The following is a 26,726-nucleotide window of genomic DNA, read 5'->3' on the forward strand; positions in this document are numbered from 1 at the left end:
GGTATCTGGTGAGAAGTCGATACCCGCCCCTCCGTAGACTTTCGGGCGTGACTGAGACCCCCACCGCACCCCAGCGCTCCGAACTCCCGCCGGCCTGGAACCCGGCCGAGGTAGAGGCCGGGCTGTACGAGCGGTGGGTCGAGCGCGGCTACTTCACGGCCGACGCCACCAGCGACAAGCCGCCGTTCACCATCGTGCTGCCGCCGCCGAACGTCAACGGCAGCCTGCACATGGGCCACGCGCTCAACCACAGCATCATGGACGCCCTCAGCCGCCGCCGCCGCATGCAGGGCTACGAGGTCCTCTGGCTGCCCGGCACCGACCACGCGGGCATCGCCACCCAGACCGCCGTCGAACGCGCCCTCGCCGGCGAGGGCAAGTCCCGCCACGACGTCGGCCGCGAGAAGTTCGTCGAGCGCGTCTGGGAGTGGCGCGAGGAGGTCGGCGGCAAGATCCTCGCGCAGATGCGCCGCCTCGGCGACGGCGTCGACTGGACCCGCCTGCGCTTCACCATGGACGAGGGCCTCTCCCGCGCCGTCCAGACGATCTTCAAGAAGCTCTACGACGACGGCCTGATCTACCGCGCCGAACGCATCATCAACTGGTGCCCGCGCTGCCAGACCGCGCTGTCCGACATCGAGGTCGACCACTCCGAGGACGACGGCGAACTCGTCTCCATCCGCTACGGCTCCGGCGACAACTCCATCGTCGTCGCCACCACCCGCGCCGAGACCATGCTCGGCGACACCGCCGTGGCCGTGCACCCCGAGGACGAGCGGTACCGCCACCTCATCGGCACCGAGGTCGAGGTGCCGCTGACCGGCCGGCACGTCCCCATCGTCGCCGACGAGCACGTCGACCCCGCGTTCGGCACCGGCGCGGTCAAGGTCACGCCCGCGCACGACCCCAACGACTTCGAGATCGGCCGCCGCCACGACCTGCCCGCGCTCACCGTCATGGACGGCCGCGGCGTCATCACCGCGCACGGCCCCTTCGAAGGGCTCGACCGCTTCGAAGCCCGCCCCGCCGTCGTCGCCGCCCTGCGCGAACAGGGCCGCATCGTGGCCGAGAAGCGCCCCTACAAGCACTCCGTCGGCCACTGCTCCCGCTGCGACACGGTCATCGAGCCCCGCCTCTCCATGCAGTGGTGGGTCAAGGTCGCCCCGCTCGCCGAAGCCGCCGCCGAAGCCGTCCGCGACGGCCGCACCACCATCCACCCGCAGGAGCTGAACAAGCGCTACTTCGACTGGGTGGACAACCTCAACGACTGGTGCATCTCCCGCCAGCTCTGGTGGGGCCACCGCATCCCCGTCTGGTACGGCCCCAACGACAAGGTCATGTGCGTCGGCCCCGACGACGAGCCGCCCGGCGAGGGCTGGGTCCAGGACGAGGACGTCCTCGACACCTGGTTCTCGTCCGGCCTGTGGCCGTTCTCCACCCTCGGCTGGCCCGACCGGACCGCCGACCTGGCCAAGTTCTACCCGACCACCGTGCTGTCCACCGGCTACGACATCCTGTTCTTCTGGGTCGTCCGGATGATGATGTTCGGCCTGTACGCGATGGACGGCAAGCAGCCGTTCGACCACGTGTTCCTGCACGGCCTCATCCGCGACCAGTTCGGCAAGAAGATGTCGAAGTCGCGCGGCAACGGCATCGACCCCATCGACTGGATGGACGCCTACGGCACCGACGCCACCCGCTTCACCCTGCTGCGCGCCGCCAGCCCCGGCTCCGACATGGCGCTCGCCGACGAGTGGGCCGCCGGCTCGCGCAACTTCACCACGAAGCTGTGGAACGCCTCCCGCTTCGCGCTGAACAACGGCGCCACCGCCGACCGCCCCCTCCCGCCGCGCGACGAGCTGACCGACGCCGACCGCTGGATCCTCGACCTGCTCGACCAGCTCGTCACCGACGTCGACGGCCACTTCGAGAACTTCCAGTTCGCCAAGCTCAGCGAAGCGCTCTACCACTTCACCTGGGACGAGTTCTGCGACTGGTACCTCGAACTGGCCAAGGTCCAGCTCGCCGAGGGCGGCGCCCGCGCCGACGCCACCCGGACCGTCCTCGGCCACGTCCTCGACGTGCTGCTGCGGCTGCTGCACCCGCTCACGCCGTTCATCACCGAAACGCTCTGGACCACCCTGACCGGCGGCGAGTCCCTCGTGGTCGCCGACTGGCCCCAGCCCACCGGCGCCGCCCGCGACGAGGTCGCCGCGACCCGCGTCGAAGGGCTCAAGAAGCTCGTCACCGAGATCCGCCGGTTCCGCTCCGACCAGGGTCTCAAGCCCGCGCAGAAGGTCGCGGGCAAGGTCCGCGGCGCGTGCTGCGTCGACCTGCTCGACCAGGTGCCCGCCGTGCGGTCGCTGACCCGCATGACCGAACCCGGCGACGACTTCACCGGCAGCGTCTCCCTCGACGTCGGCCTGCCCAAGGGCACCGTCAAGGTCGAGCTGGACCTGTCCGGCGCGATCGACGTCGTGGCCGAGCGCAAGCGGCTCGCCAAGGACCTCGCCGTGGCCGAGAAGGAACGCGCCCAGTGCGAGGGCAAGCTCAACAACGCCGCGTTCCTGGACAAGGCCCCCGCCGACGTCGTGGCCAAGATCCAGGCCCGGCTGGCGGCGGCCAACGCCGAGATCGACCGCATCCACGCCCGCCTCGACACCCTCCCGCAGGACAACTCGTGACCGGGTTCGAGACGGGCGGGCTGGAGGAACTGCGGCAGGTCGAGTCGGAGCTGAACACCCGCTGGCCCGAGACCAAGATCGAGCCGAGCCTCGACCGGATCCGCGCGCTCGCCGACATCCTCGGCGACCCGCAGACGTCCTACCCGGTGGTGCACGTCGGCGGCACCAACGGCAAGACGTCCACGTCGCGCATGATCGACGCGCTGCTCACCAGGATCGGCCTGCGCACCGGCCGCTACACCAGCCCGCACCTGCAGCTCGCGACCGAGCGGATCAGCGTCGACGGCGCGCCCATCAGCCCCGAGCGGTACGTCGAGATCTACCGCGACATCGAGCCGTACCTGTCCATCGTGGACGCGCGCGGCGACGTGCCGATGAGCAAGTTCGAGGTGCTCACCGGCATGGCGTTCGCCGCGTTCGCCGACGCCCCCGTGGACGTCGGCGTGATCGAGGTCGGCATGGGCGGGTCGTGGGACGCGACCAACATCGTGGACGGCAAGGTCGCCGTGATCACGCCCATCGGGCTCGACCACGTCGAGTACCTCGGCGGCGACCTGGCCGGCATCGCCGCGGAGAAGGCCGGGATCATCAAGCCCGGCGCGGTCGCGCTGCTCGCCAAGCAGGAGGCCGCCGCCGAACAGGTGCTGCTGCGGCGGTGCGCGGAAGTGGACGCCACCGTGGCCCGGCTCGGCTCCGAGTTCGGCGTCACCCAGCGCGACATCGCCGTCGGCGGGCAGGTGCTGCGGCTCCAGGGCCTCGCCGGCGAGTACGACGACGTGTTCCTGCCCCTGCACGGCGCGCACCAGGCCGCGAACGCGGCGCTCGCCCTGGCCGCCGTGGAGGCGTTCTTCGGCGCGGGCGCCGACCGGCAGCTCGACGTCGAAGCCGTGCGCGAGGCGTTCGCCACCGTCACCTCGCCCGGCCGGCTGGAACGCGTGCGCACCGCGCCGACCGTCCTGGTCGACGCCGCCCACAACCCGCACGGCGCGGAAGCGCTGGCCAAGGCGCTGGACGAGGAATTCGGCTTCCGCAAGCTCGTCGCCGTCGTCGGCGTGATGCAGGAGAAGGACGCCGTGGGCATCCTCAGCGCCCTCGAACCGGTCGTGCAGGAAGTCGTCCTGACCGCCAACTCCTCGCCGCGCGCCATGGACCCCGACCTCTTGGCCGGCGTCGCGATCCCGATCTTCGGCGAGGACCGGATGGTCGTCCAGCCGCACCTCGACGACGCGATCGAGGAGGCGGTGCGGCTCGCCGAGGAGAGCGACGACGGCGACATCGTGTCCGGCGGCGGCGTCGTGGTGACCGGCTCCGTCGTCACGGCGGGCGACGCGCGGGCGCTGTTCGGCAAGGAGCCGTCATGACCTCCACCCCGCAGCCGGACCCGCAACCGGAGCCGGGCTCACAGCCGGCCGCGGAGGGGCGGTCCGCGCCGGCGCCCGCTCCGAAGAAGGACCCGATGAAGTCCTTCCGCGGCATCATGGCCGGCACGCTGATCCTCGAGGTGATCGTCGTCGCGCTGGCCCTGCCGGTGGTGGCCAAGCTGGCCGGCGGCGTCGGCACCGGGACCGGTTACCTGGTGCTCGGGCTGATCGTCGCGCTCATCGGCACGTGCGCGCTGCTCAAGCGCCCGTGGGCGGTGTACGTGATCGTGGCGATCCACGTCGTGATGGTCGCGTCGTGGTTCGCCCTGACCGCGCTCGGCGGGATCGGTGTCGTGTTCAGCCTGGTGTGGGTGTACCTGCTGTGGCTGCGGCGCGACGTGGCCAAGCGCATGGCCCAGGGGCGGCTGCCGAGCCAGCAGCAGGGCTGACGACCCCGCCCGACCCACCGCCCGACCCGCTCGCGCGCGGACCTGCCGCTCGTCCGCAGGCCCGCTGCCCGCCCGCTCGCTGCCCGTCCGCTCGTACGCGGCCTTGCCGCTCGACTGGTTCGTCCGCACCTCCCCGTGCTCGATCAGTTCGTCCGTGCCCCTGCGCTCGACCAGCCGCGGCGTCGTCGCTCGACCGGTTCGTCCGCAGCTCGTCGGCGGCCTCGGACTGGGCGTGGTGGTCGCCGCCGGGGCCGGGGCCGTTTTTCTCCGGCTAACGTGAGACATGCGGTTCAGGTTGTCCCGGGTTGCGCTGTTCGCTGGACCGGGTGATTCCGCGATCGTCGTGCGAGATGGCGAGTGTCGTGGTTCCCGCCGCCCGCCCGGCCAGTGGCGGACGGTTCCCGTTCACCCGGAATTCCACTGCGGCGATTACAAACCGGCGCATGAGCGATGGTGTGGTGAACCGGCGGACGCTGCTGCGCGCCGGCGCGATCGGAACGGCGGCGGCGTTCGTGCCCGGTGGGGTGGCGCTGGCGCGCGGCGGGGATCGGCCGGTGCTCACGCACGGCGTGCAGTCCGGTGACGTGACGGTCGACGGCGGACTGGTGTGGACGCGGGCCGACCGGCCCTCGCGGATGCTGGTGGAGGTGTCGTCGGACCCGTCGTTCCGGCACGTCCGGACCGTGCGGGGCCCGGTGCTGACGCCCGAGACCGGCGGCACGGGGCGGGTGCGGCTGCGCGGCCTGCCCGGCGGGCGCGAGGTGCACTACCGCGTGGTGGCCGAGGACCTGCACGGCCGCACCCGCAGCGAGGCCGTGGTCGGCAGCTTCCGCACCGCCCCGGTCGGCCGGGACGAGGTGCGGTTCGTGTGGTCCGGCGACGTGGCGGGCCAGGGCTGGGGCAGCAACCCCGACCTGGGCGGCATGCCGATCTTCGGCGCGATGGCGGCGCGCCGGCCCGACTTCTTCATCAACAGCGGCGACACGGTGTACGCGGACGGTCCGCTGCAGGAGTCCGTGACGCTGCCCGACGGGCGGGTGTGGCGCAACGTCGTCACGCCGGAGAAGCTGAAGGTCGCCGAGACGCTGGACGAGTACCGGGGCCAGTTCGCCTACAACCTGCTCGACCCGGAGTACCGGTCGTTCGCCTCCCGCGTGCCCATGATCGTGCAGTGGGACGACCACGAGGTGACCAACAACTGGTACCCCGGCGAGATCCTGACCCTGCCCGCCTACACCGAGAAGCGGGTGGACGTGCTGGCCGCGCGGGCGTTCCGGGCGTTCCACGAGTGGCAGCCGATCGACCCGCGGCAGGCCGTGGACGGCCGGGTGTACCGCAAGTTCCGCTACGGCGCGCACGTCGAGGTGTTCGTGCTCGACATGCGGTCGTACAAGGACGCGAACACCTCCCCGCGTGACGGCCGGGGTGTCGTGCTGGGCGAGGCGCAGGCCCGCTGGCTGGTCGACTCGCTGGACCGCAGCCGCGCCACGTGGAAGATCATCGCGGCGGACCTGCCGATCGGCCTGACCGTGCCGGACGGCGTGGACATCGAGGGCGTGGCGAACGGCCTGCCGGGCGCGCCGGGCGGGCGTGAGCACGAGCTGGCGTGGGTGCTGGGCGAGCTGAAGCGGCGGCGCGTGCGCAACACCGTGTGGTTGACGGCGGACGTCCACTACACGGCGGCGCACCACTACTCGCCGGAGCGGGCGGCGTTCCAGGACTTCGACCCGTTCTGGGAGTTCGTGTCGGGGCCGCTGAACGCGGGCGCGTTCGGCCCGAACGCCCTGGACCCGACCTTCGGGCCGGAGGCGGTGTTCGTCAACGCCCCGCCGGCCGCCAACACCACCCCGCTGGACGGCTTCCAGCACTTCGGGGAGGTGCGGGTCACGCGGGACGGCGAGCTGACCGTGTGGCTGCGCGACATCAAGGGCGCGTCGCTGTGGAGCAAGACCCTCCAGCCCACTCGGCGCTGAGGGCCGCAACGATCTGCAAGGAGTTGCAGCCTTCTGGGCCTTGTCCGGTCTTGATTGTCGTGGTTTCGTGCACTCCGTCCCGGCGGCTGCCGGGACGGGGGTTGCAAATTCTTGCGACAAGGAGGTCGCGATGCGTCGGGCCGTCGCCGCGCTCATCGCCCTGGCCGTTGTGCCGTTCGTACCACCACCCGCCGGCGCCGCGCCCGAAGCCCGCAGGCTCGCCGTCGGCGCGGTCACCGACATCGCGCCCGGTGTGCGGGGCGGTGACAAGGCGCTGGCCAAGGACGCGCTGCGGGCCGACCTGACCGGTGAGCGCTTCTACTTCGTGATGCCCGACCGGTTCGCCAACGGCGACCCGCGCAACGACCGCGGCGGCACGGCCGAGACCGACCGGCTCAAGAGCGGGTTCGACCCCGCCGACAAGGGCTTCTACCACGGCGGCGACCTCAAGGGCCTCCGGGACAAGATCGACTACCTGGACGACATGGGCATCACCGCGATCTGGATGACGCCCATGTTCCAGAACCGGTGGGTGCAGGGCTCCGGCGACGACGTCTCGGCCGGCTACCACGGCTACTGGACCACCGACTTCACCAAGCTCGACCCGCACTTCGGCACCACGAACGACATGCGGCGGCTCATCCAGGACGCGCACCGCCGCGGCATCAAGGTGTTCTTCGACATCGTCGCCAACCACACCGCCGACCTCATCGACTACGCCGAGGGCCGGCACGACTACATCGGCACCGGCGCGCAGCCCTACCTGGACGAGCAGGGCAACCCGGTCGACATCTCGAAGATCGCGGGGCAGGAGCCGTTCCCGAAGCTCACCGCGCCGTACACGCCGGTCGTCCAGGGGAAGAAGACGCCGGACTGGCTCAACGACCCGCAGCTCTACCACAACCGCGGCGACTCGACGTTCAGCGGCGAGTCCAACGAGTACGGCGACTTCTTCGGCCTCGACGACCTGATGACCGAGCACCCGACGGTCGTCAAGGGCATGAAGCGGATCTTCACGAGCTGGATCGACACGCTCGGCATCGACGGCTACCGGGTGGACACCGTCAAGCACGTCAACATGGAGTTCTGGCAGGCCCTCGCGCCGCACGTGAAGCGGTACGCGGCGATGCGCGGCAAGGAGGACTTCTTCGTCTTCGGCGAGGTGTTCGACGCCGACCCGGCCTTCACCTCCCGCTACACCACCACCGGCCGGATGCAGGCGACGCTGGACTTCCCGTTCCAGAGCGGCGCGGCGGCGTTCCTGTCCGGCCAGGGCTCGGCCCGGCTCGGCGAGGTGCTGGTGGACGACGACCGGTACACCGACGCGGACTCCAACGCGTCCTCGCTGCCGACGTTCCTCGGCAACCACGACATGGGCCGCATCGCCTGGATGGTCCGGCAGGCCCGGCCGGGCGTCTCCGAGGCCGAGCTGCTCCAGCGGCTCAAGCTCGGCAACGCCCTGATGTACCTGTGGCGCGGCAACCCGGTCGTCTACTACGGCGACGAGCAGGGCTTCGCGGGCACGGGCGGCGACAAACTGGCCCGCCAGGACATGTTCGCCTCCAGGACCCCCGAGTACGCGGCCGAGGACCTGATCGGCAGCGACCGCACCGGCGCGGTGGACAACTTCCGCACCGACCACCCGCTGTACCGGCAGCTCAAGGACCTGGCGGCGTTCGTGGACCGCGACCCGGTGTGGCGTGAGGGCAACCAGGCGCTGCGGCTCGCCGACGGCGACGTGATCGCGTTCAGCCGCACGGGCCGCACCCAGCAGGTCGAGCACGTCGTGGTGGCCAACGCGGGCACCGCGCCCGCCACCGTCGAGGTGCCCGTGGCCGGACGCGGCTACCGGCCCGTCTGGCCCTCCGCCGGCGGCCAGGTCGACGCGGCGAACGGCAAGGTCACCGTGACCGTGCCCGCGCTGTCGGCCCTGGTGCTCCGCTCCACCGGCAGGATCCCGTCCGCCGCGCCGACCCCGACGCTGGCCGTGCCGCCGACCGGCGCCGTGCTGGACGACCGGGTCGAGCTGCGGGCCGACGGCGTCACCTCGCCGTACGCGCAGGCCACGTTCGCCGCCCGGGTCGAGGGCGAGCGGGACTGGCAGGTGCTCGGCACCGACGACGCCGCGCCGTACCGGGTGTTCGCCGACCTGTCCGCGCTGCCGGGCGCGGCCGTGGGCAAGAACGTCGAGCTGCGCGTGGTCGCGAAGGACGCCAAGGGCTCCCTGGGCGCGGACGGCGCGAAGGTCGGCCTGGTCGCCGCGCCGGTGGTCGAGCCGCCGACCGCGGTGACGTCGGACTGGCTGGTGGTGCACTACAACCGCCCGGCCGGCGACTACGACGGGTGGGGCCTGCACGCGTGGGGCGACGTCGAGGACGCGCCCACGTGGGACGCGCCGCTGCCGTTCGCCGGGGAGACCCCGTACGGCCGGTTCGCGTGGGTGAAGCTCAAGCCGGGCGCGCGGTCGGTCGGCGTCATCGCCCACCGCGGCGACGAGAAGGACACCGACGGCGACCGGTTCGTCGACCCGAGCGCGACACCGCAGGTGTGGCTGCGGCAGGGCCAGACCGCCGTGCACGCGAGCGAGGTCGCGGCGACCGGCCAGGCCGTGATCACGCACACCGGGGACGCCGCGGGCCTCGCGGTGCGCGTCAACGGCGTCGACCACCCGTTCACCGGGGGAGTGGCGACCGTCCCGGCCACCGCGCCGGTCGAGTTCTCCGTGGTGCGCGGCGACACCGTGCAGGCCACCGGCCGCACGGCGGGACGCGCGTGGGTCGACGGCGACAAGGTCTACGCGAGCCTGGCCGCCGCGCAGAACCGCGCGGTGATCCACTACAACCGGCCGGACGGCGACTACACCGACTGGACGCTCTACCACTGGACCGGGTCGCTGGAACCGAGCCCCGGCTGGAACCAGTCCCGCGTGCCGGACGGGACCGACGGGTTCGGCGTGTACTGGTCGGTCCCGCTGGAGCCGGGCGCGGCCGGGCTGAGCAACATCATCCACCGCGGTGACGCCAAGGACCCCGGGCCGGACCAGTTCCTCGACGTCACCGGCACCGGCTACGAGGTCTGGTACGTGTCCGGCTCCACCAGGCCGGACGGGTCGATCTCGTACGTGCTGCCCCCGTCGGGCGGCGAGGGCGTGGACGACGACCCGACCAAGGCCAAGGCGATCTGGGTGACCAAGGACCTGGTCGTGTGGGACGTGCCGGTGGTGCCGACCGACGGCTACCGGCTGGAGTACGACGGCAAGGTGCTGCGGCTGGAGCCGGCCGCGGACGCCGTGCCGGAGCGGTTCCCGCACCTGCGGGGCAAGCCGGTGTTCCGGGTGCGCGACGGCGCGCGGCTGGACGAGGCGTTGCGCGGCAGGCTGTCCGCCGTGCACGTGGACGCCGGCGGCGGGCTGCGGCACCGCACGGGCGTGCAGCTCGCCGGCGTGCTGGACGACCGGTACGCCGCCGCGGCGGCGAAGCTGACCTACGGGCCGACGTTCGACGGCGACCGCGTGACCGCGCGGCTGTGGGCGCCCACCGCGTCGTCGGTGCGGCTCCAGGTGTTCGACCAGCCGGGCGGCGCGGCGCGCACGGTGGCCATGACCCGGGACGACGCGTCCGGCTCCTGGTCGGCGACCGGGGCGTGGCGGGACAGGTTCTACCTGTTCGAGGTCACCGTCGCCGGGCGCACCGCGACCGTCACCGACCCGTACTCGGTGGCGCTGGCGGTGAACTCGACGCACTCGCAGTTCGCCGACCTCGGCGACGCCCGCACGATGCCCGCCGGCTGGGCCGCGCACGTCGCCCGCGGCCTGGGCGACGACCCGACCGAGCACGGCATCACCGAGCTGCACGTCCGGGACTTCTCGATCGGCGACACGTCCGTGCCGGAGGCCGACCGGGGCACCTACCGCGCGTTCACGCACTCGTCGTCGGTCGGCATGACGCACCTGCGCGAGCTGGCGGCGGCGGGCCTGGACACCGTGCACCTGCTGCCCACGTTCGACATCGCCACCATCCCGGAGAAGCGCTCCGACCAGCAGCGGCCCGCGTGCGACCTGGCGTCGCTGCCCGCCGACTCGCCGGCGCAGCAGGCGTGCGTGGCCGAGGCCGCCGCGAAGGACGGCTTCAACTGGGGCTACGACCCGTACCACTACGACGTGCCCGAGGGCTCCTACGCGACGGACGACGCCCAGACCGGGTGGGCGCGCTCGAAGCAGTACCGCGAGATGGTGAAGTCGTTGCACGACAACGGCAACCGGGTGGTGGTCGACGTGGTCTACAACCACACGGCCGCCTCCGGCGACGCGCCGACGTCCGTGCTGGACAAGGTCGTGCCCGGCTACTACCAGCGGCTCGACCTCGACGGCACGGTCGCCGACTCCACGTGCTGCGCCAACACCGCGCCGGAGAACGCGATGATGGGCAAGCTCGTCGTGGACTCCGTGGTGCGGTGGGCCCGCCTCTACAAGGTGGACGGCTTCCGGTTCGACCTGATGGGCCACCACCCGAAGGCCAACATCCTGGCCGTGCGCGCGGCGCTGGACGCGTTGACCGTCGAGCGCGACGGCGTGGACGGGCGCAAGATCCGCGTCTACGGCGAGGGCTGGGACTTCGGCGAGGTCGCCGGCAACGCGCGGTTCGAGCAGGCCACGCAGGCCAACCTGGCCGGGACGGGCATCGGCACGTTCAGCGACCGGCTGCGCGACGCGGTGCGCGGCGGCGGCCCGTTCGACGCCGACCCCCGCGTGCAGGGCCTGGCGTCCGGGCTCGCGGGCGACCCGAACGGCTCGCCGGCCAACGGCGACGTGGCCGCCCGGCTCGTCAACCACACCGACCTGGTGAAGCTCGGCATGGCGGGCAACATGGCGTCGTTCCGGTTCCGGTCCACCGCCGGCGGCGAGACCACGGGCCGTGACGTGTCGTACAACGGATCGCCCGCCGGGTACGCGGGCGGTCCGGCCGACGTGATCACCTACGTCGACGCGCACGACAACGAGACGTTGTTCGACTCGCAGACCTACAAGCTGCCGGTCGGCACGTCCATGGCGGACCGGGTGCGGATGCAGAAGGTCGCGCTGGCCCCGGTGCTGCTCGGCCAGGGGCAGCCGTTCCTGCACGCGGGCGCGGAGTTCCTGCGCTCGAAGTCGTTGGACCGCAACAGCTACGACTCGGGCGACTGGTTCAACCGCTACGACCCGTCGTTGCGGGACAACGGCTTCGGCCGCGGCCTGCCGCCCGCCCCGGACAACGGGGACAAGTGGCCCTACGCCGCGCCCCTGCTGGCCGACGCGTCGCTGAAGCCGTCGTCGGCCGACATGCGCACCGCCCTGGGCAACACCCTGGAACTGCTCCGCATCCGCGCGTCCTCGCCGCTGTTCACCCTGAACGACGCGGCGCTCGTGCAGCGGAAGCTGACGTTCCCGGAGGCCGAGCCCGGTGTGGTCGCGGCCCTGCTGGACGACACGGTGGGACCGGACGTCGACCCGGCCCGCGACGCCGTCCTGGTCGTCGTGAACCCGTACCCGACCGGGAAGTCGGTCGCGGTCGCGGGCGACTGGCGCAACCACCCGCTGGCCGCGGACGAGGCGGCGGTGGCCGACGGCCGGATCACCGTGCCGGCCCGCTCGGTCGTCGTCCTGACCCGGTAACGGCCGGCGCGACACCCTCGGCGCGCAGGACGCGGGACCACTCCCGCTCCTGCGCGCCGAGCGCTTTCCCGGACCCGCTCGGGGGGAAAGTCGGCCATTCCCGTGGTCGGGACCGGCGCGGCCGTATATAACCCGTGCATGGCGGAGCCGCGGTGGGAAGGACTGCTGAGCGGGGATCCCGGTCAGGCCGAGCGCAGCATCGACGACTGGGTCGAGGGCATGCGCGGCCGGGCCGATCGCCTGCAGGCGTTGCGCGACCGGGTCGACCGGATCCGGGTGACGGAGACCAGCGCGAACGGCGCGGTCACCGTGACCGTCGACGCCACCGGGGGCCCGGTGGACGTCCGGTTCACCGACCGGGCCGCCGCGGTCCGGCCGGAGGAGCTGGGGCCGCTGGTCATGGCCACCCTGAACGCGGCCCGCGCCCGGATCGCCGGCGAGGTGCGGGCGGCGACCGAGGCGGAGGTGGGCGACGACCTGCCCGACACGCGCCGCATGGTGGTGGACGCCTACCGCGACCGCTTCGGGGACGCGCCCCCGCCCCCGCCGCGCACGCGGCGGCGGGACGACGACGACTTCAGCGGTGACTCGTACCTTGCGTGAGGGGACGGCATGACCGGTTACGAGGCTCTACCCGGCGAGCTGCGGGCGCACGCGGCCAAGCTGGACGCGTTGGCCGAGCGGTTGGGCGAGGCGGTGCACGCGGCGCGGGCGGTCGGCATGGCCGACGGCGCCTACGGGCAGCTGTGCCAGTTCCTGCCGGCCGTCATGCGCGACATCGAGGACCAGGCGAGCGAGGCGTTGACGGCGGGCACCAAGGGCCTGGCCGACACCGCCACCAACGTGCGGTACACCGCCGACGAGTACGAGCAGCGCGAGGACGACGCGGCCGTCATGTTCGGGAGCCTGCGGTGACCGCCGGCGGGAACCCGTTGATCGCGCCGGTGCAGGACAGCACCCGGTGGTACTCCGGCATCGGGATCGCCGAGTCGGCCGCCGACGTCAAGGACGGCATCGAGAGCGGGAGCTGGGTCGACATCGGCCTGGGCGTCGCGGGCGCCGGCCTGGAGGCGCTCAGCTTCGTCGTGGACCCGCTCGGCTCCCTGCTGTCGGCGGGCGTGTCGTGGCTGATCGAGCACGTCAAGCCGCTGTCCGACGCGCTGGACTGGCTCGCGGGCAACGCGGACCTCGTCGCGTCGCACGCCGCCACGTGGAAGAACGTGGCGAAGGCCGTGGCCGACGTGCGGGACGACTATTCGCGCGACGTGGCGGCCGACACCGCCGGGTGGGTCGGGCAGGCGGGCGACGCCTACCGGGCCGTGGCGAAGAACAACGCCGACGTGCTCGGCGGCGCGTCCACCGCCGCGGACGGGTTCGGCTCGGCGGTCGAGATGGCGGGCGTCGTGGTCGCCGTGGTGCGCGAGGTCGTGCGCGACCTCATCGCGGACCTCGTCGGCCGGCTGATCTCGTGGGCGCTGGAGGTCGCGTTCACCCTCGGCCTGGCGACGCCCGTCGTGGCCGCGCAGGCGTCCGCGGCGGTGGCGCGGTGGGCCGCGAAGATCGGCGACATCCTCAAGAAGCTCGTGCGCACGATCGGCAAGCTCGTCCCGCTGCTGCGCAAGCTCGGCGACGTGTTCGGCAAGGTGCGCAAGGTCCTCGACGACCTCAAGGCCCCGGCCCGGTCCGGCGACGAGCTGCCCCGCCCCGGCCAGACCGGCGGCGCGCGGCCGGTGGACGACGGGTCGCTGCGCGCCTACGACCGCATCGACCGCTGGTCGGAGAACGCCTACCAGTCGATCCGCGGGTCCGACGACATCGACGACGTGGCGGGCCACGTGGCCGACGTGCCGCGGGTCGGCGGCGGGACGGGGTTCACCCGGGCCGAGATCGAGCAGATCAAGAACCACGTGTTCGAGGACCTGCACCCGCTGGAGGGCGTCGACGGCGGCACGGTGATGGCCCGCTTCGACCCCAACCCCGACATGGCGGAGGCGTGGCTGCGGCTGCGCGCGGGCCGGGCGCAACCGTCGGACATCGCCCTGCTCGAGCACGAGTTGGCCGAGGCGCGATACTGGCAGCAGAACCCGAACGCCTCGTACCGCGAGGCCCACGCGGCCGCCAACGACGTGTCGCGGTGGGAGACGCAGGTCCCGCCCGCGTCCAACGAGGACTACAGCGAGCCCTGGAGGTGATCGCGTTGGCGATGCTCGTCTACCTGGACAAGGAGAGCGAGACCGAGGCCGAGGCGCGCTACCGGTTCCACACCGACGGCGGCGCGCACCGGTACCTGGTGCTGGACAAGCGGTCCGAGGTCATCGCGCCCGACGACGGCAACCGCGACGGCGTGTTCCGCGCCGCGGCGGCCAAGCTCGCCCGGACGTGGCTCAGCACCGGCGCGGCGCCGGACCGGCTGGTCCACCAGAGCTGACCGGGCGGCCCGGCCCCGGCGGTGGTCACGGCGGACGCCGCCGCCCCTCCGGTTACCCTTGACCGAGTCGCATCACCCCGTACGTAAGGAGCACCGACCGCCGTGAGCGAGCGCACCCTGGTCCTGGTCAAGCCCGACGGCGTCAGCCGCGGCCTGGTCGGCGAGGTCATCTCCCGCATCGAGCGCAAGGGCCTGAAGCTGGCCGCGCTGGAGCTGCGCGTCGTGGACCGCGCGACGGCCGAGCAGCACTACGCCGAGCACGACGGCAAGCCGTTCTACCAGGACCTGGTCGAGTTCATCACCGGCGGCCCGCTGGTCGCCCTGGTGGTGGAGGGCTCCCGCGCGATCTCGGCGTTCCGCCAGCTCGCCGGCGGCACCGACCCGGTCGAGAAGGCCACCCCCGGCACGATCCGCGGCGACTTCGGGCTGGAGGTCCAGTTCAACCTGGTCCACGGCTCGGACTCGCCGGAGTCGGCCGAGCGCGAGATCAAGCTCTGGTTCCCGAACCTCTGAGCCGACCGCCACGACGGCCCGGACCCCGCGCGGGTCCGGGCCGTCGTGCTACGAGCCCGCCGGCACGCGCGCCGGGGACGAGCCGAGGCCGCCCGGCGCCGAGCCGTGCAGCACCACCCCGTCCGGGTAGCCCAGGGGCAGGTACATGCGGACGTCGTCGAACCGCACGTCGCCCACCGCGATCACGTTCGGCAGCCGGCCCCACTCGCGGAAGCCGAGGCTCTCGTAGAGCCGGATCGCGCCGTGGTTGTTGCCGCGCACGCCCAGCGTCAGCATCTCCAGCCCCGCCGCGCGGGCGTCCTCCACCACCGCGCGCACCAGCCGCGCGCCCAACCCGAGCCCTCGCGCCGCCGGGTGCGCGGTCACCCGCCGCACCTCGGCCATGTGCCGGAACACCTCGCTCTCGGAGCGCCGCCACGTCGCCGTGCCGCGCAGCACGCCGTCCACCCGCGCCACGACGAGCGCGCCGTCGCGCGGGGAGGCGAACACGGTGTCCAGCCACGCGTCGGTGTCCGCCCGCGACGGCGGCGCCTGCCAGCCGATCGCGCCCCCGGCGGCCACCACGGCGTGCAGCACCTCGTGCACTTCGGCCCGAAGCCGTTCGTCGGCCACCGCGGGCTTGCTGAGCTGGATCTCCACGGCCCCAACCCTAAAACGGCTCCGGGAATGTCGGACGCCGTCGCTACCGTGACGCACGTGACCCCCACCCTCGTCCACGCCCAGGGCCTGACCAAGCACTTCGGCTCGTTCGAAGCCGTCCGGGGCATCGACGTCGAGGTGCGCCGGGGCGAGGCGTTCGGCTTCCTCGGCCCCAACGGCGCGGGCAAGTCCTCGACCATGCGGATGGTGTCGTGCGTGTCGCCGCGCACGGGCGGCGAGCTGCGCGTGCTGGGCCTGGACCCGGACACCGACGGCCCCCGCATCCGCGCCCGCCTGGGCGTGGTGCCGCAGCAGGACAACCTCGACACCGAGCTGACCGTCCGGCAGAACCTCCAGGTGTACGGCCGCTACTTCGGCCTGTCCCGGGCGGCGGTGCGGGAGCGCGCCGTGGAGTTGATGGAGTTCGCCCAGCTCACCGACCGCGCCGACGCCGAGGTGGAGCCCCTGTCGGGCGGCATGAAGCGGCGGCTCACCATCGCCCGCTCGCTGGTCAACGACCCCGAGCTGCTCCTGCTCGACGAGCCGACCACGGGCCTGGACCCGCAGGCCCGCCACCTGCTGTGGGACCGGCTGTTCCGGCTCAAGCAGTCCGGCGTCACGCTCATCATCACCACGCACTACATGGACGAGGCCGAGCAGCTGTGCGACCGGCTCGTGGTGATGGACGGCGGCCGGATCGTGGCCGAGGGGTCGCCGGCGGAGCTGATCCGCCGCTACTCGACCAGGGAGGTGCTGGAGCTGCGCTTCCCGCCCGGCGAGCAGAGCGCCGCCGAGGTGCGCGACCTGGCCGACCGGGTCGAGGTGCTGCCGGACCGGGTGCTGCTCTACACCGCCGACGGCGAGGCGGCGCTGTCCGCGGCGCACGCGCGGGGCGTGCGGCCGGTGTCCGGCCTGGTGCGCCGCAGCACGCTGGAGGACGTGTTCCTGCGCCTGACCGGCCGGACGTTGGTGGACTGAGATGAGCGCCCACGTCGTCGGACCCTGGCGCGCCGCGCTCATCGCGGTCGAGCACCACTGGACCTGGTACCGCCGCAACTGGCGGGCCACGGTCATCTCCAACTTCCTGCAGCCCGTGCTGTTCCTGCTCGCGATGGGCGTCGGCTTCGGCTCGCAGGTCCGGGTGGGCGAAGCCACCGGCGGCCACCCGTACCTGGTGTACCTGGCGCCCGCGCTGATGGTGCTGACCGCCGTGCAGAACGCCGTGTTCGAGTCCACCTGGGTGGTGTTCTCGTCCTTCCAGTGGCAGCGCACGTACCTGGCCGTGACGGCCACCCCGGTCACGCCCGCCCAGGTGCTCCACGGCCAACTGCTGTGGATCGCGCTGCGGCTGGCGTCCGGCGCGGCCGTGTTCCTGCTCATCGCCGCCGCCCTGGGCGCGATCACCAGTCCGGCCGCGCTGCTGGCCGTGCCGTTCGCCGTGCTGGCCGGCATGGCGTTCAGCGCGCTCACGGTCGCCTACACCGCGACCAGGTCGAAACCCGACTCGTTCAGCGCCCTCCTCCGCTTCCTGGTGACGCCGATGACCCTGTTCACCGGCGCGTTCTTCCCGCTGGACCAGCTGCCCGGCTGGCTGCGCCCGCTGGCCTGGCCCACCCCGGTCTGGCACGGCATCGAGCTGGCCCGCGGCGCGACGTTCGGCACCCTGCGCCCGCTGCCCGCCCTGGGCCACGTGGCGTACCTGTCCGCCCTGGTCGTGCTCGGTGTCGTGCTGGGTCGCCGCTACTTCCGCCGGAGGCTGGCCGGATGAGGCACGAGACCGCCACGCGCCCGCCCGCCCCGGCCCCGTCGCGCCCCGGCACCGGGCTGCTGCTGCGGGTCGTTCCGCCCGGCCTGTACGCGGGCCGCTCGCACGTCCTGGTCGAGCGCTCCTACCTGGTCAGCAGGCGGGTCTGGCTGCAGGTGGTGTCCGGGTTCGCCGAGCCGCTGTTCTTCCTGTTCTCCCTCGGCTACGGCCTCGGGCAGCTCGTCACCACCGTCGAGGGACCCGACGGGCCGGTGCCGTACGCCGCGTTCGTCGCGCCCGCCCTGCTGGCCGCGTCGGCGATGAACGGCGCGGTGTACGAGGCCACCTTCAACCTGTTCTTCAAGTTCAAGCACGCGAAGGTCTACGACGCGGTGCTGGCCACCCCGCTCGGCCCGGTCGACATCGCGGTCGGCGAGGCGGCGTGGTGCCTCATCCGCGGCGGCCTGTACTCGGGCGGGTTCCTCGTGGTCATGCTCGGGTTCGGGCTCGTCGGCTCGCCGTGGGCGCTGCTGGCGCTGCCCGCGTGCCTGCTGGTCGCGCTGGGGTTCGCGGCGGTCGGCATGGCCGCGGCCACGTTCCTGCGCTCGTGGCACGACTTCGACCTGGTGCAGCTCGCGGTGATGCCGCTGTTCCTGTTCTCGACCACGTTCTACCCGCTGTCGGTCTACCCCGGCTGGTTGCGGGCGGTGGTCCAGTGCACCCCGCTGTACCACGCGATCGAGCTGATGAGGGACCTGACCACCGGGCACGTCGGCTGGGACGCGCTCGGGCACGTCGCGTACTTCCTGGTCATGGCGGTCGTCGGGGTGGCCCTGGCGGCCCGCAGGCTCGGCAAGTTGCTGCTGACCTGAGCCGGTTGAACACTGGACGAACCCCGAGCACCGGAGGTCGTCATGGACGTCATCGCACTCATCGGCCGCATCCTGTTCGTGTTCCTGTTCTTCGGCTCCGCCTTCGGCCACATGACCCAGACCGAGGCCATGGCCGGCTACGCCGCGTCCAAGGGCGTCCCGTCGCCCAAAGCCGCCACGTTCGGCAGCGGCGTGCTCATGGCCGTCGGCGGGTTGATGCTGCTCCTGGGCGTGTGGGCGGACCTCGGCGCGCTGCTGCTGGTGCTGTTCCTGCTGCCCACGGCGTTCCTCATGCACGCGTTCTGGAAGGAGACCGACCCGCAGAACCGGCAGGTCGAGATGATCCAGTTCAACAAGGACCTCGCGCTCGCCGGCGGCGCGCTCATGTTCTTCGGCCTGTACGCGGGCCCGGGGTCCGAACTCGGCCTCACCATCACCGGACCGTTGTTCTGACTCGCGCCGGCGCTGCCGTTACCCTGGTCGCGTGAGTGTCGAGTCGGTCTTCCCCGCCCTGGAACCCCTGCTGCCGAGGGTCTCCAAGCCGGTGCAATACGTCGGCGGGGAACTCAACGCCACCGTGAAGGACTGGGACGCCGCCGCGGTGCGGTGGGCGCTGATGTACCCCGACGCCTACGAGGTCGGGCTGCCCAACCAGGGCGTCATGATCCTGTACGAGGTCCTCAACGAGCAGCCGGACGTGCTGGCCGAGCGCACCTACGCGGTGTGGCCCGACCTCGAACGGCTGATGCGCGAGCACGGCGTCCCCCAGTTCACCGTCGACGCGCACCGGCCCGTCGGCGCGTTCGACCTGCTCGGCGTCAGCTTCGCCACCGAGCTGGGCTACACGAACCTGCTCAACGCGCTCGACCTGGCCGGCATCCCGATCCACGCCGCCGACCGCACCGAGGATCACCCGATCGTGGTGGCCGGTGGGCACGCGGCGTTCAACCCGGAGCCGATCTCGCCGTTCGTGGACGCGGCCGTGCTCGGCGACGGCGAGGAAGCCGTCCTGGAGATCACCGACCTCGTCCGCGCGTGGAAGGCCGAGGGCCGCCCCGGCGGCCGCGACGAGATCCTGACCAGGCTCGCCGAGACCGGCGGCGTCTACGTGCCGCGGTTCTACGACGTCGAGTACCTGCCCGACGGCCGCATCCAGCGCGTGGTGCCCAACCGCGAGCGCGTGCCGTACCGGGTGTTCAAGCGGACCACGATGGACCTCGACGCGTGGCCCTACCCGAAGCAGCCGCTGGTGCCGCTCGCGGAGAGCGTGCACGAGCGGATGAGCGTGGAGATCTTCCGCGGCTGCACGCGCGGCTGCCGCTTCTGCCAGGCCGGCATGATCACCCGCCCGGTGCGCGAGCGGTCCATCGAGGGCATCGGCGCGATGGTGCAGCGCGGCCTGGAGGCGACCGGGTTCGAAGAGGTCGGCCTGCTGTCGCTGTCCAGCGCGGACCACTCCGAGATCGCCGAGATCACCAAGGGCCTGGCCGACCGCTACGAGGGCACGAACACCAGCCTGTCGCTGCCCTCGACGCGGGTGGACGCGTTCAACATCGACCTGGCCAACGAGCTGTCCCGCAACGGCCGCCGGTCGGGCCTCACGTTCGCCCCCGAGGGCGGCAGCGAGCGCATCCGGCGCGTGATCAACAAGATGGTGTCGGAGGAGGACCTGATCCGCACGGTCAGCGCGGCGTTCGCCGCGGGCTGGCGGCAGGTGAAGCTGTACTTCATGTGCGGCCTGCCCACCGAGACCGACGACGACGTGCTCCAGATCGCGGAGATGGCCAAGAACGTCATCCGCGCGGGCCGCGAGGTGTCCGGTCGCAAGGACATCCGCTGCACGATCTCCATCGGCGGGTTCGTGCCCAAGCCGCACACCCCGTTCCAGTGGGCCTCGCAGTGCGACCCGGACACGGTGGACGAGCGGCTGCGCAAGCTGCGCGAGGCGGTGAACTCCGACCGGGCGCTGGGCCGCAACATCGGCATGCGCTACCACGACGGCAAGCCGTCGCTCATCGAAGGGCTGCTCTCGCGCGGCGACCGGCGCGTCGGCCTCGTCATCGAGCGCGTGTGGCGCGAGGGCGGCCGGTTCGACGGCTGGTCCGAGCACTTCTCCTACGACCGCTGGGTCCAGGCCGCCGAGGCCGAGCTGACCCCGCTGGGCGTCGACCTGGCGTGGTTCACCACGCGCGAGCGCGAGGAGCTGGAGGTCCTGCCCTGGGACCACCTCGACTCGGGGCTCGACAAGGAGTGGCTCTGGGCGGACTGGCAGGACGCGCTCGACGAGCGCGAGCAGGACGACTGCCGCTGGACGCCGTGCTTCGACTGCGGTGTGTGCCCGGCGATGGGCACCGACATCGAGGTCGGGCCCACCGGCCGGACCCTGCTGCCGATCTCGCCGGTCGGCAAGGGCTCCCCGGTGCGCAACCCGGCGTTGGCGAAGCCCTGACCGGGGTGTTGACCTGCGGATTCCCGTAGGCGATCGGGGGCGGATCCGCGCGTGGGCGCGAGTCCGCCCCTCTACTCCCGCACGGCGGCGAGCGCGTCGACCATGCCGTGCCCGTAGAAGCCGTTGTACTCCGAGTACCCGGTGCAGTAGGCGTCCTGCGCCCCCGTGCCGTTGAGGTCGTAGTCCGCCGGGCACGGCAGCGTCTCCGCCTGCGCGTTCAGCATGCGGGTCAGGTCCCCGGGACCGGCCTCGGGGTGCGTGGACGCGAGCAGCGCCGCCACCCCGGACACGTGCGGCGCGGCCATCGACGTGCCGCACGAGTAGTCGTACCCGGCGGCCGGCACGGTCGACAGCACGCACGAGCCCCGCCCGTCGTCCGGGGCCTGCCGGCGGTCGCCGCCCGGCGCGGTCACGTCCACCGCGCCCAGCCCGTAGGAGCTGTACCCGGCCTTGACCTTGTTCGCGCCCACCGACGACACCGCCACCACGTTGCGCAGCTGCGCCGGCAGCACCAGGCACGAGTTGTCCACCGGCCGCGGCCGGACGTCCTCCGGCGCGGCGTTGGTCGGGCTCACCGCGTCCCGGCCCGGCTTGGTCAGGTCGACGGCCGCGTTGCCCGCCGCCGCCACCGTCAGCACGCCCCGCGCGGACGCGTGCTCGACCGCCCGCCGCACCGCCTCGTAGACCACGGACTGGCCCTGCTGGTCCTGGCAGGTGAACACCCAGGGGTCGATGAAGTAGCTGTTGTTGGTGATCGTCATGCCCCGTTCGGCGGCCCACATGAACCCGCACACCGCGTACTCGGGGTAGATGAACCCGGCGTCGTCCACGACCTTCACCGACGCGATCCGCACGCCCGGCGCGACGCCCGTCGTGCCCCGGCCGTCGTCGGCCGCCGCGATCGTGCCCGCCACGTGCGTGCCGTGCCCGGACGTCGTCGGGGACCACGCCGCGGGCGACGGGTCCGCCACCCCGGTCGTGCAGCCGGCCGACAACGCCGGGTCCAGCGCGCCGACGAGGTCCGGGTGCGTCGGGTCGATGCCCGAGTCGAGCACGCCCACCACCACGTCCCGGCTGCCGGTGCTCACCGCGTGCGCCTCGGCCGCCCGGATCAGGTCCATGTCCCACTGCTCGGCCGTGCGGTCCACCGGCGCCTGCTCGGCGCGCGCGCCGCCCGCCTCGTCGTCCTTCTTCTTCCGGGCGGGCGCGCCGGTGCGCTTGGACAGGCCGTCGAGCTGCGCGCTGTACGCCCGGTGCGGACCGATGCGCCGGCCGAACGCGGGGTCGGGCGAGGTGGCCACGGCCACCGCGATCTGCGGGTAGTAGTGGGCGGTCGCGCCGCACGCGGCGGCGATCTCCGCCTCGGCCAGCGGCGCGCTCGTGCCGGGGGTGAAGACGATCAGGTAGCGCAGCGTCGGGCCGGGCTGGACGCAGTCCGCCGCGGTCACCGGCGACCCGGGCTCGGCCGCGGCCGCCGGGGCGGCCAACGGCAGGCAGCCGGTCGCGAGCAGCGCCGCGCTGACCGCGACCGCTTGGACGCGGCGGTGCAGAGGCACGGGGGACCTCCAGGGCTGTACCGGTCGGGGCTGCTGGTGCCGGACGGTAGCCAGGCGGGGCGGAGCAGACAAGCGCAACGCTGCCGAACAGGTCCAAGGTACCGTCCTCGTGGACTAGGAGCGTGGACCGTCGGGGTGCTCACCCCGCCGCGGCCCACCCGGGCACCCCAGGGGAGTAGCACTGAGCCGCCAGCAGCAGCCCAACCCGTCGGCCGCACCTGTGCAGAAGCTGCGTCTGCGCTATGCCAAACGCGGTCGGCTGCGGTTCACGTCACACCGTGACATCGCACGCACGTTCGAGCGTGCGTTGCGCCGGGCAGGTGTCCCCATGGCCTACTCCCAGGGCTTCAACCCTCACCCGAAGGTGTCCTGGGTCGGCGCGGCGCCCACCGGGGTGGCGAGCGAGGCCGAGTACCTCGAGGTGCAGGTGGTCGACCCGGTCGACCCGGAGGCGCTGCGGACCGCGCTGGACGCCGTGCTGCCGCCCGGCCTGGACGTGCTCGAGGTGGTCCAGGCGGCCGGCGGGGCGCTGCCCGAGCGCATCGAGGCGAGCGCCTGGCGGGTCGAGCTGCCCGGTGTGCCGCCGGAGCGGCTCGCCGACGCCGTGACCGCGTTGATGGGGTCCGGGTCGGTCGAGGTCGAGCGGCTGACCAAGGACGGGAAGAAGATCGTGGACGTGCGGCCGGCGATCGTGTCGGCCGCGGTCGAGGCGCAGGTCGGCGTGCATTCGAGCGACGCCGGACACGATGCACGGGATTTGTCACAGCCGTATGGGATACTCATGACGGTCGTACGGCAGACAACCCCTACCGTGAGACCCGACGACGTGCTGAGCGCGCTCCGAGTCGTCGCCGACCTGGTTCCGCCGGTGCCCGCGAAGGCGACCCGGATGGCGCAGGGGCGGCTGGACGAGGAAGGCCGCCTGGTCGACCCGCTCGCCCCGGACAGGGCGGCGGAGGTCTGATCGCGCGGTGCGGAGCGGCGCTGACGGCGTCGTCGACCAGTGTTACCGGACCTGCTGTGCCGCGTGCCCCACGGGCGGGCGCCACAGCGCGAGGCAAGGATTCCCGCCGCCAGCCGCGGCGGTGAGTGGACAAGAGAGGCCCCTGCGCGGCCGCGTCGGTTGGGACGCGCCCGGGGGCGGAGGAGCTGCATTGTCGAACACGGAAAAGCCTGCCGGCGCCGCCGGCGGGGGTAGCGCCACATCCGCACACCCGGATCTGGCCGACCTGCCCGCGAAGCTGCGGGTGCACGCGCTGGCCAAGCTGCTCGGCGCGAGCAGCAAGGACGTCGTGGCGGCCCTCGCCGACCTCGGCGAGACGGTGAAGGGCGCGCAGTCCAGCGTGAGCCGCGACCTCGCGCTCAAGGTCGCCGAAAGCCTGCTGAACTGGGACGACATCGTCACCGGCGAGGTGGACGAGCAGACCGAGGAACCGGTGGCGGTGGCCCGCGAGGTCGCGCCGCTGGTGCCGCTGTTCGCCCCGCCGTCGGCGGTCTTCCTGCCGCCGACCCCGGTGGCCGCCCAGACCCCGGTGAGCCGCGACGACGACCTCGACGAGCACGAGGACGACGCGGAGGAGCACGCGGGCGCCGACGACGCCGGCGACGAGGGCGAAGGCCGCCGCCGCCGTCGTCGTGGCCGGCGTGGCCGCGGCCGCGGCAAGGGCGTGGGCGAGGACAACGGCGAGGAGGAGCAGGTCGAGGAGCCGGCGGAGGCCGCCGAGGCCGAGGCCGAGACCGCCGACGAGACCGCCGCCGAGGACGAGGGCACGGGCAGCCGCCGCCGTCGGCGTCGCCGTCGCCGCAAGACCGGCGCGGACGAAGAGGCCGCGCCGAACGAGGACGACCCGCCGAACACGGTCGTGCACGTCCGGGAGCCCGCCCGCGACGCCCGCGACGACAAGGCCGACTCCGAGGCCGCGCAGAACGAGGTGCGCAGCGTGCGCGGCTCGACCCGGCTCGAGGCCAAGCGCCAGCGCCGCCGGGACGGCCGCGAGGCCGGTCGCCGCCGCGCCCCCGTGCTGTCCGAGGCCGAGTTCCTGGCCCGCCGCGAGGCCGTCGAGCGCACGATGGTGGTGCGCGAGCGCGGCGACCGCACGCAGATCGGCGTGCTGGAGGACGGCGTCCTGGTCGAGCACTTCGTGACCTCGTCGGGCAGCGGCTCGCTGGTCGGCAACGTCTACCTCGGCCGGGTGCAGAACGTGCTGCCCTCGATGGAGGCGGCGTTCATCGACATCGGCCGGGGCCGCAACGCGGTGCTGTACGCGGGCGAGGTCGACTGGGACGCGGCCGGCCTGGAGGGCAAGGCCCGCAAGATCGAGCAGGCCCTGTCCACCGGCGACAGCGTGCTGGTGCAGGTCACCAAGGACCCGGTCGGCCACAAGGGCGCGCGGCTCACCACCCAGATCAGCCTGCCCGGCCGCTTCCTGGTGTACGTGCCCGGCGGCGGCGCGACCGGCATCAGCCGCAAGCTGCCCGACAACGAGCGCAAGCGCCTCAAGGACATCCTCAAGCGCGTCGTCCCCGAGGACGCGGGCGTCATCATCCGCACCGCCTCGGAGGGCATCGCCGAGGAGGAGCTGGCCCGCGACGTGACCCGCCTGCAGGCGCAGTGGCAGGTCATCAAGGAGAAGGCCGACGCGCCCAAGGCCCAGGCCCCGCAGCTGCTGTACGAAGAGCCGGACCTGCTGGTCAAGGTCGTGCGCGACCTGTTCACCGAGGACTTCTCCGCGCTCATCGTCCAGGGCTCGGACGCGTGGGAGACCATCGACGCCTACGTGCGGCACGTGGCGCCCGACCTCCAGGACCGGTTGCGCAAGCACGTGGGCACCAGCGACGCGTTCACCGAGTACCGCATCGACGAGCAGCTGCTCAAGGCGCTGGACCGCAAGGTCTGGCTGCCGTCGGGCGGCTACCTGGTCATCGACCGCACCGAGGCGATGACGGTCATCGACGTCAACACCGGCAAGTTCACCGGATCGGGTGGAAATCTCGAGGAGACGGTGACGCGGAACAACCTGGAGGCGGCCGAGGAGATCGTCCGCCAGCTCCGGTTGCGCGACATCGGCGGCATCATCGTCATCGACTTCATCGACATGGTGCTGGAGTCCAACCGCGACCTGGTGCTGCGCCGGCTGACCGAGTGCCTCGGCCGCGACCGCACGCGCCACCAGGTGGCGGAGGTGACGTCGCTGGGCCTGGTGCAGATGACGCGCAAGCGGGTCGGCACGGGCCTGCTGGAGGCGTTCTCGACCACCTGCGAGCACTGCCGCGGGCGTGGCCTGGTCGTGACCACGGAGCCGATGCACGCGCACGGCAACGGCAACGGCGGCCAGTCGCAGCAACAGCAGCAGGGCGGCGGCCGCAAGTCGCGCCGCGGCAAGCAGGTCGACGTGCCGGAGCCGGTGGCCGAGCCGACCGTGGAGCCGACGGAGGAGCCCGAGGCGATCGCCGAGCAGCCGACCTCGGAGGACCCGGTGGCCGCCGTGGTCGAGGAGGAGGCGGCGCCGGAGACCCCGAAGCGCGAACGCCGCCAACGCCGCCGCGCCCGCCGCGAGGCCGGGGCCGTCGTCAAGCACGGCGACGAGCCGGCCACCGAGCCGACCGCCGAAGCCGCGCCCGAAGCGGTGTCCGAAGGCACGGCCGACACCCCGGCCGCGCCCACCGAGCAGCCCCGGCCCGCCGAGGCCGGGTCGGCGCAGTCGGAGCCGGGCCGGTCGGCGTCCGCCCGGCCGGAGTCGGGTGAGCCGGGTCGGGCGCAGTCGGCGGGGTCCGCACGGAGCCGGACCCGGTCCGGCCGCACCGTGCCGGCCCAGCCCGCGCAAGCCGAGCCCGCGCCGGCCCAGGCCGAGTCGGGTTCCGCCGCGCCGAGCCAGTTCCAGTCGGAGCAGGCCCAGTCGCAGCAGGCCCAGTCCGGTCAGGCGCAGTCGGGTCAGGCCGAGCCGGCCCAGTCCGGATCCGGCACCCCGGTGACCCGGCCGGAGCAGGCCACCGCCCCGGTCTCGGCCCAGCCGGCCGAGCCCGCCGCCCAGGCCCAGCCGGAGCCCGCCGCGCAGCCCGAGCCCGCCGCCCAGGCGCAGCCCGAGCCCGCCGGGCAGGCTCGGTCCGCCGAGCCCGCCGCCCAGCCGGAGTCCGCTGCCCAGCCCGAGCCCGCCCAGGCGGAGCCCGCGGCCGAGCAGCCGCTCAACGGCCGGACCCCGGAGCCCGCGGCCCCGGTGGTGACCACCACGCGTCGCCGCCCGGCCCGCCGCGCCGCCTCCCGGCCCGCCGGCCCGCCCCTGGGCGCGGTCAAGGAGGGCTGATCCACCACGCCGCGAACCGCTGCCCGGACAGGCCGGGCAGCGGTTCGCCGCGTGCGGGCCACCTCCGCCCTGCCGCCCGTGACCAGCGGGAACGCGGTTGGGGCACC

At 73.0% G+C, this 26,726-nt stretch carries 19 protein-coding genes; 17 read left to right on the forward strand and 2 right to left on the reverse strand.

Annotated features, from left to right (window positions below; all coding sequences use genetic code 11):
* Positions 1-47 precede the first annotated feature (47 nt).
* From ACWEFJ_RS04305 to ndk, 10 genes are all read left to right on the forward strand, one after another.
* On the forward strand, positions 48-2,684 hold the full coding sequence (locus ACWEFJ_RS04305; RefSeq protein ID WP_449712891.1) for a valine--tRNA ligase: 2,637 nt from the start codon (positions 48-50) through the stop codon (positions 2,682-2,684).
* On the forward strand, positions 2,681-4,045 hold the full coding sequence (gene folC / locus ACWEFJ_RS04310) for a bifunctional tetrahydrofolate synthase/dihydrofolate synthase (protein WP_378087164.1): 1,365 nt from the start codon (positions 2,681-2,683) through the stop codon (positions 4,043-4,045). The genes ACWEFJ_RS04305 and folC overlap by 4 nt, the downstream gene beginning before the upstream one ends.
* Before the next feature lie 95 nt (positions 4,046-4,140).
* Positions 4,141-4,494: a DUF4233 domain-containing protein gene (locus tag ACWEFJ_RS04315; RefSeq protein WP_449712926.1), complete on the forward strand. Its 354-nt coding sequence runs from the start codon at positions 4,141-4,143 to the stop codon at positions 4,492-4,494.
* 443 nt (positions 4,495-4,937) lie between these two features.
* Positions 4,938-6,467: an alkaline phosphatase D family protein gene (locus ACWEFJ_RS04320; protein WP_378087167.1), complete on the forward strand. Its 1,530-nt coding sequence runs from the start codon at positions 4,938-4,940 to the stop codon at positions 6,465-6,467.
* A gap of 130 nt (positions 6,468-6,597) precedes the next feature.
* The gene (gene pulA / locus ACWEFJ_RS04325) at positions 6,598-12,117 is read left to right on the forward strand and encodes a pullulanase-type alpha-1,6-glucosidase (protein WP_449712892.1); all 5,520 of its coding nucleotides are present in this window, start codon (positions 6,598-6,600) and stop codon (positions 12,115-12,117) included.
* 138 nt (positions 12,118-12,255) lie between these two features.
* The gene (locus tag ACWEFJ_RS04330; RefSeq protein ID WP_378087171.1) at positions 12,256-12,720 is read left to right on the forward strand and encodes a YbaB/EbfC family nucleoid-associated protein; all 465 of its coding nucleotides are present in this window, start codon (positions 12,256-12,258) and stop codon (positions 12,718-12,720) included.
* A gap of 9 nt (positions 12,721-12,729) precedes the next feature.
* Positions 12,730-13,032, forward strand: a complete 303-nt coding sequence (locus ACWEFJ_RS04335; protein ID WP_378087173.1) for a type VII secretion target — start codon at positions 12,730-12,732, stop codon at positions 13,030-13,032.
* Positions 13,029-14,309: a WXG100 family type VII secretion target gene (locus tag ACWEFJ_RS04340; RefSeq protein ID WP_378087175.1), complete on the forward strand. Its 1,281-nt coding sequence runs from the start codon at positions 13,029-13,031 to the stop codon at positions 14,307-14,309. The genes ACWEFJ_RS04335 and ACWEFJ_RS04340 overlap by 4 nt, the downstream gene beginning before the upstream one ends.
* Positions 14,306-14,545, forward strand: a complete 240-nt coding sequence (locus tag ACWEFJ_RS04345) for a hypothetical protein (RefSeq protein ID WP_378087177.1) — start codon at positions 14,306-14,308, stop codon at positions 14,543-14,545. Before ACWEFJ_RS04340 ends, ACWEFJ_RS04345 begins: the two co-directional genes overlap by 4 nt.
* 102 nt (positions 14,546-14,647) lie before the next feature.
* On the forward strand, positions 14,648-15,058 hold the full coding sequence (gene ndk, locus ACWEFJ_RS04350; RefSeq protein ID WP_378087178.1) for a nucleoside-diphosphate kinase: 411 nt from the start codon (positions 14,648-14,650) through the stop codon (positions 15,056-15,058).
* Positions 15,059-15,106: 48 nt separating this feature from the next.
* Here the strand turns inward: ndk and ACWEFJ_RS04355 are convergent, their stop codons facing one another.
* Positions 15,107-15,697: a GNAT family N-acetyltransferase gene (locus tag ACWEFJ_RS04355; RefSeq protein ID WP_378087180.1), complete on the reverse strand. Its 591-nt coding sequence runs from the start codon at positions 15,695-15,697 to the stop codon at positions 15,107-15,109.
* A gap of 27 nt (positions 15,698-15,724) precedes the next feature.
* Here ACWEFJ_RS04355 and ACWEFJ_RS04360 point away from each other — a divergent pair, with 27 nt between their 5' ends.
* Genes ACWEFJ_RS04360 through ACWEFJ_RS04380 form a run of 5 tightly spaced genes read left to right on the forward strand, consistent with a single transcriptional unit; the run spans position 15,725 to position 20,762 of the window.
* Positions 15,725-16,675, forward strand: a complete 951-nt coding sequence (locus ACWEFJ_RS04360) for an ABC transporter ATP-binding protein (RefSeq protein WP_378087182.1) — start codon at positions 15,725-15,727, stop codon at positions 16,673-16,675.
* Position 16,676: 1 nt separating this feature from the next.
* Entirely contained in the window at positions 16,677-17,465 is a 789-nt protein-coding gene (locus ACWEFJ_RS04365; RefSeq protein ID WP_378087184.1) for an ABC transporter permease, read from the forward strand.
* Positions 17,462-18,313 carry an ABC transporter permease gene (locus tag ACWEFJ_RS04370; RefSeq protein WP_449712893.1) on the forward strand — a complete coding sequence of 284 codons (852 nt, stop codon included), beginning with the start codon at positions 17,462-17,464 and terminating at the stop codon, positions 18,311-18,313. Before ACWEFJ_RS04365 ends, ACWEFJ_RS04370 begins: the two co-directional genes overlap by 4 nt.
* A gap of 42 nt (positions 18,314-18,355) precedes the next feature.
* Entirely contained in the window at positions 18,356-18,766 is a 411-nt protein-coding gene (locus tag ACWEFJ_RS04375; protein WP_378087188.1) for a DoxX family protein, read from the forward strand.
* 31 nt (positions 18,767-18,797) lie between these two features.
* Positions 18,798-20,762: a TIGR03960 family B12-binding radical SAM protein gene (locus ACWEFJ_RS04380; RefSeq protein WP_378087190.1), complete on the forward strand. Its 1,965-nt coding sequence runs from the start codon at positions 18,798-18,800 to the stop codon at positions 20,760-20,762.
* A 71-nt stretch (positions 20,763-20,833) separates the two neighbouring features.
* Here the strand turns inward: ACWEFJ_RS04380 and ACWEFJ_RS04385 are convergent, their stop codons facing one another.
* The gene (locus tag ACWEFJ_RS04385) at positions 20,834-22,318 is read right to left on the reverse strand and encodes a S8 family peptidase (RefSeq protein WP_378087192.1); all 1,485 of its coding nucleotides are present in this window, start codon (positions 22,316-22,318) and stop codon (positions 20,834-20,836) included.
* A 220-nt stretch (positions 22,319-22,538) separates the two neighbouring features.
* Between ACWEFJ_RS04385 and ACWEFJ_RS04390 the strand changes: the two genes are divergently transcribed.
* Positions 22,539-23,282 carry a TIGR03936 family radical SAM-associated protein gene (locus ACWEFJ_RS04390; RefSeq protein WP_378087194.1) on the forward strand — a complete coding sequence of 248 codons (744 nt, stop codon included), beginning with the start codon at positions 22,539-22,541 and terminating at the stop codon, positions 23,280-23,282.
* 190 nt (positions 23,283-23,472) lie between these two features.
* The gene (locus tag ACWEFJ_RS04395) at positions 23,473-26,619 is read left to right on the forward strand and encodes a translation initiation factor IF-2 N-terminal domain-containing protein (RefSeq protein ID WP_449712894.1); all 3,147 of its coding nucleotides are present in this window, start codon (positions 23,473-23,475) and stop codon (positions 26,617-26,619) included.
* Positions 26,620-26,726 lie beyond the last annotated feature (107 nt).

Source organism: Actinosynnema sp. NPDC004786, assembly GCF_053601135.1.

Bases quoted from the DNA above. Each gene is read 5' to 3' on its own strand.
- ACWEFJ_RS04315 (WP_449712926.1), top strand. From the start codon at position 4,141: ATGAAGTCCTTCCGCGGCATCATGGCCGGCACGCTGATCCTCGAGGTG.
- ACWEFJ_RS04320 (WP_378087167.1), top strand. From the start codon at position 4,938: ATGAGCGATGGTGTGGTGAACCGGCGGACGCTGCTGCGCGCCGGCGCG.
- pulA (WP_449712892.1), top strand. From the start codon at position 6,598: ATGCGTCGGGCCGTCGCCGCGCTCATCGCCCTGGCCGTTGTGCCGTTC.
- ACWEFJ_RS04330 (WP_378087171.1), top strand. From the start codon at position 12,256: ATGGCGGAGCCGCGGTGGGAAGGACTGCTGAGCGGGGATCCCGGTCAG.
- ACWEFJ_RS04335 (WP_378087173.1), top strand. From the start codon at position 12,730: ATGACCGGTTACGAGGCTCTACCCGGCGAGCTGCGGGCGCACGCGGCC.
- ACWEFJ_RS04360 (WP_378087182.1), top strand. From the start codon at position 15,725: ATGTCGGACGCCGTCGCTACCGTGACGCACGTGACCCCCACCCTCGTC.
- ACWEFJ_RS04365 (WP_378087184.1), top strand. From the start codon at position 16,677: ATGAGCGCCCACGTCGTCGGACCCTGGCGCGCCGCGCTCATCGCGGTC.
- ACWEFJ_RS04370 (WP_449712893.1), top strand. From the start codon at position 17,462: ATGAGGCACGAGACCGCCACGCGCCCGCCCGCCCCGGCCCCGTCGCGC.
- ACWEFJ_RS04375 (WP_378087188.1), top strand. From the start codon at position 18,356: ATGGACGTCATCGCACTCATCGGCCGCATCCTGTTCGTGTTCCTGTTC.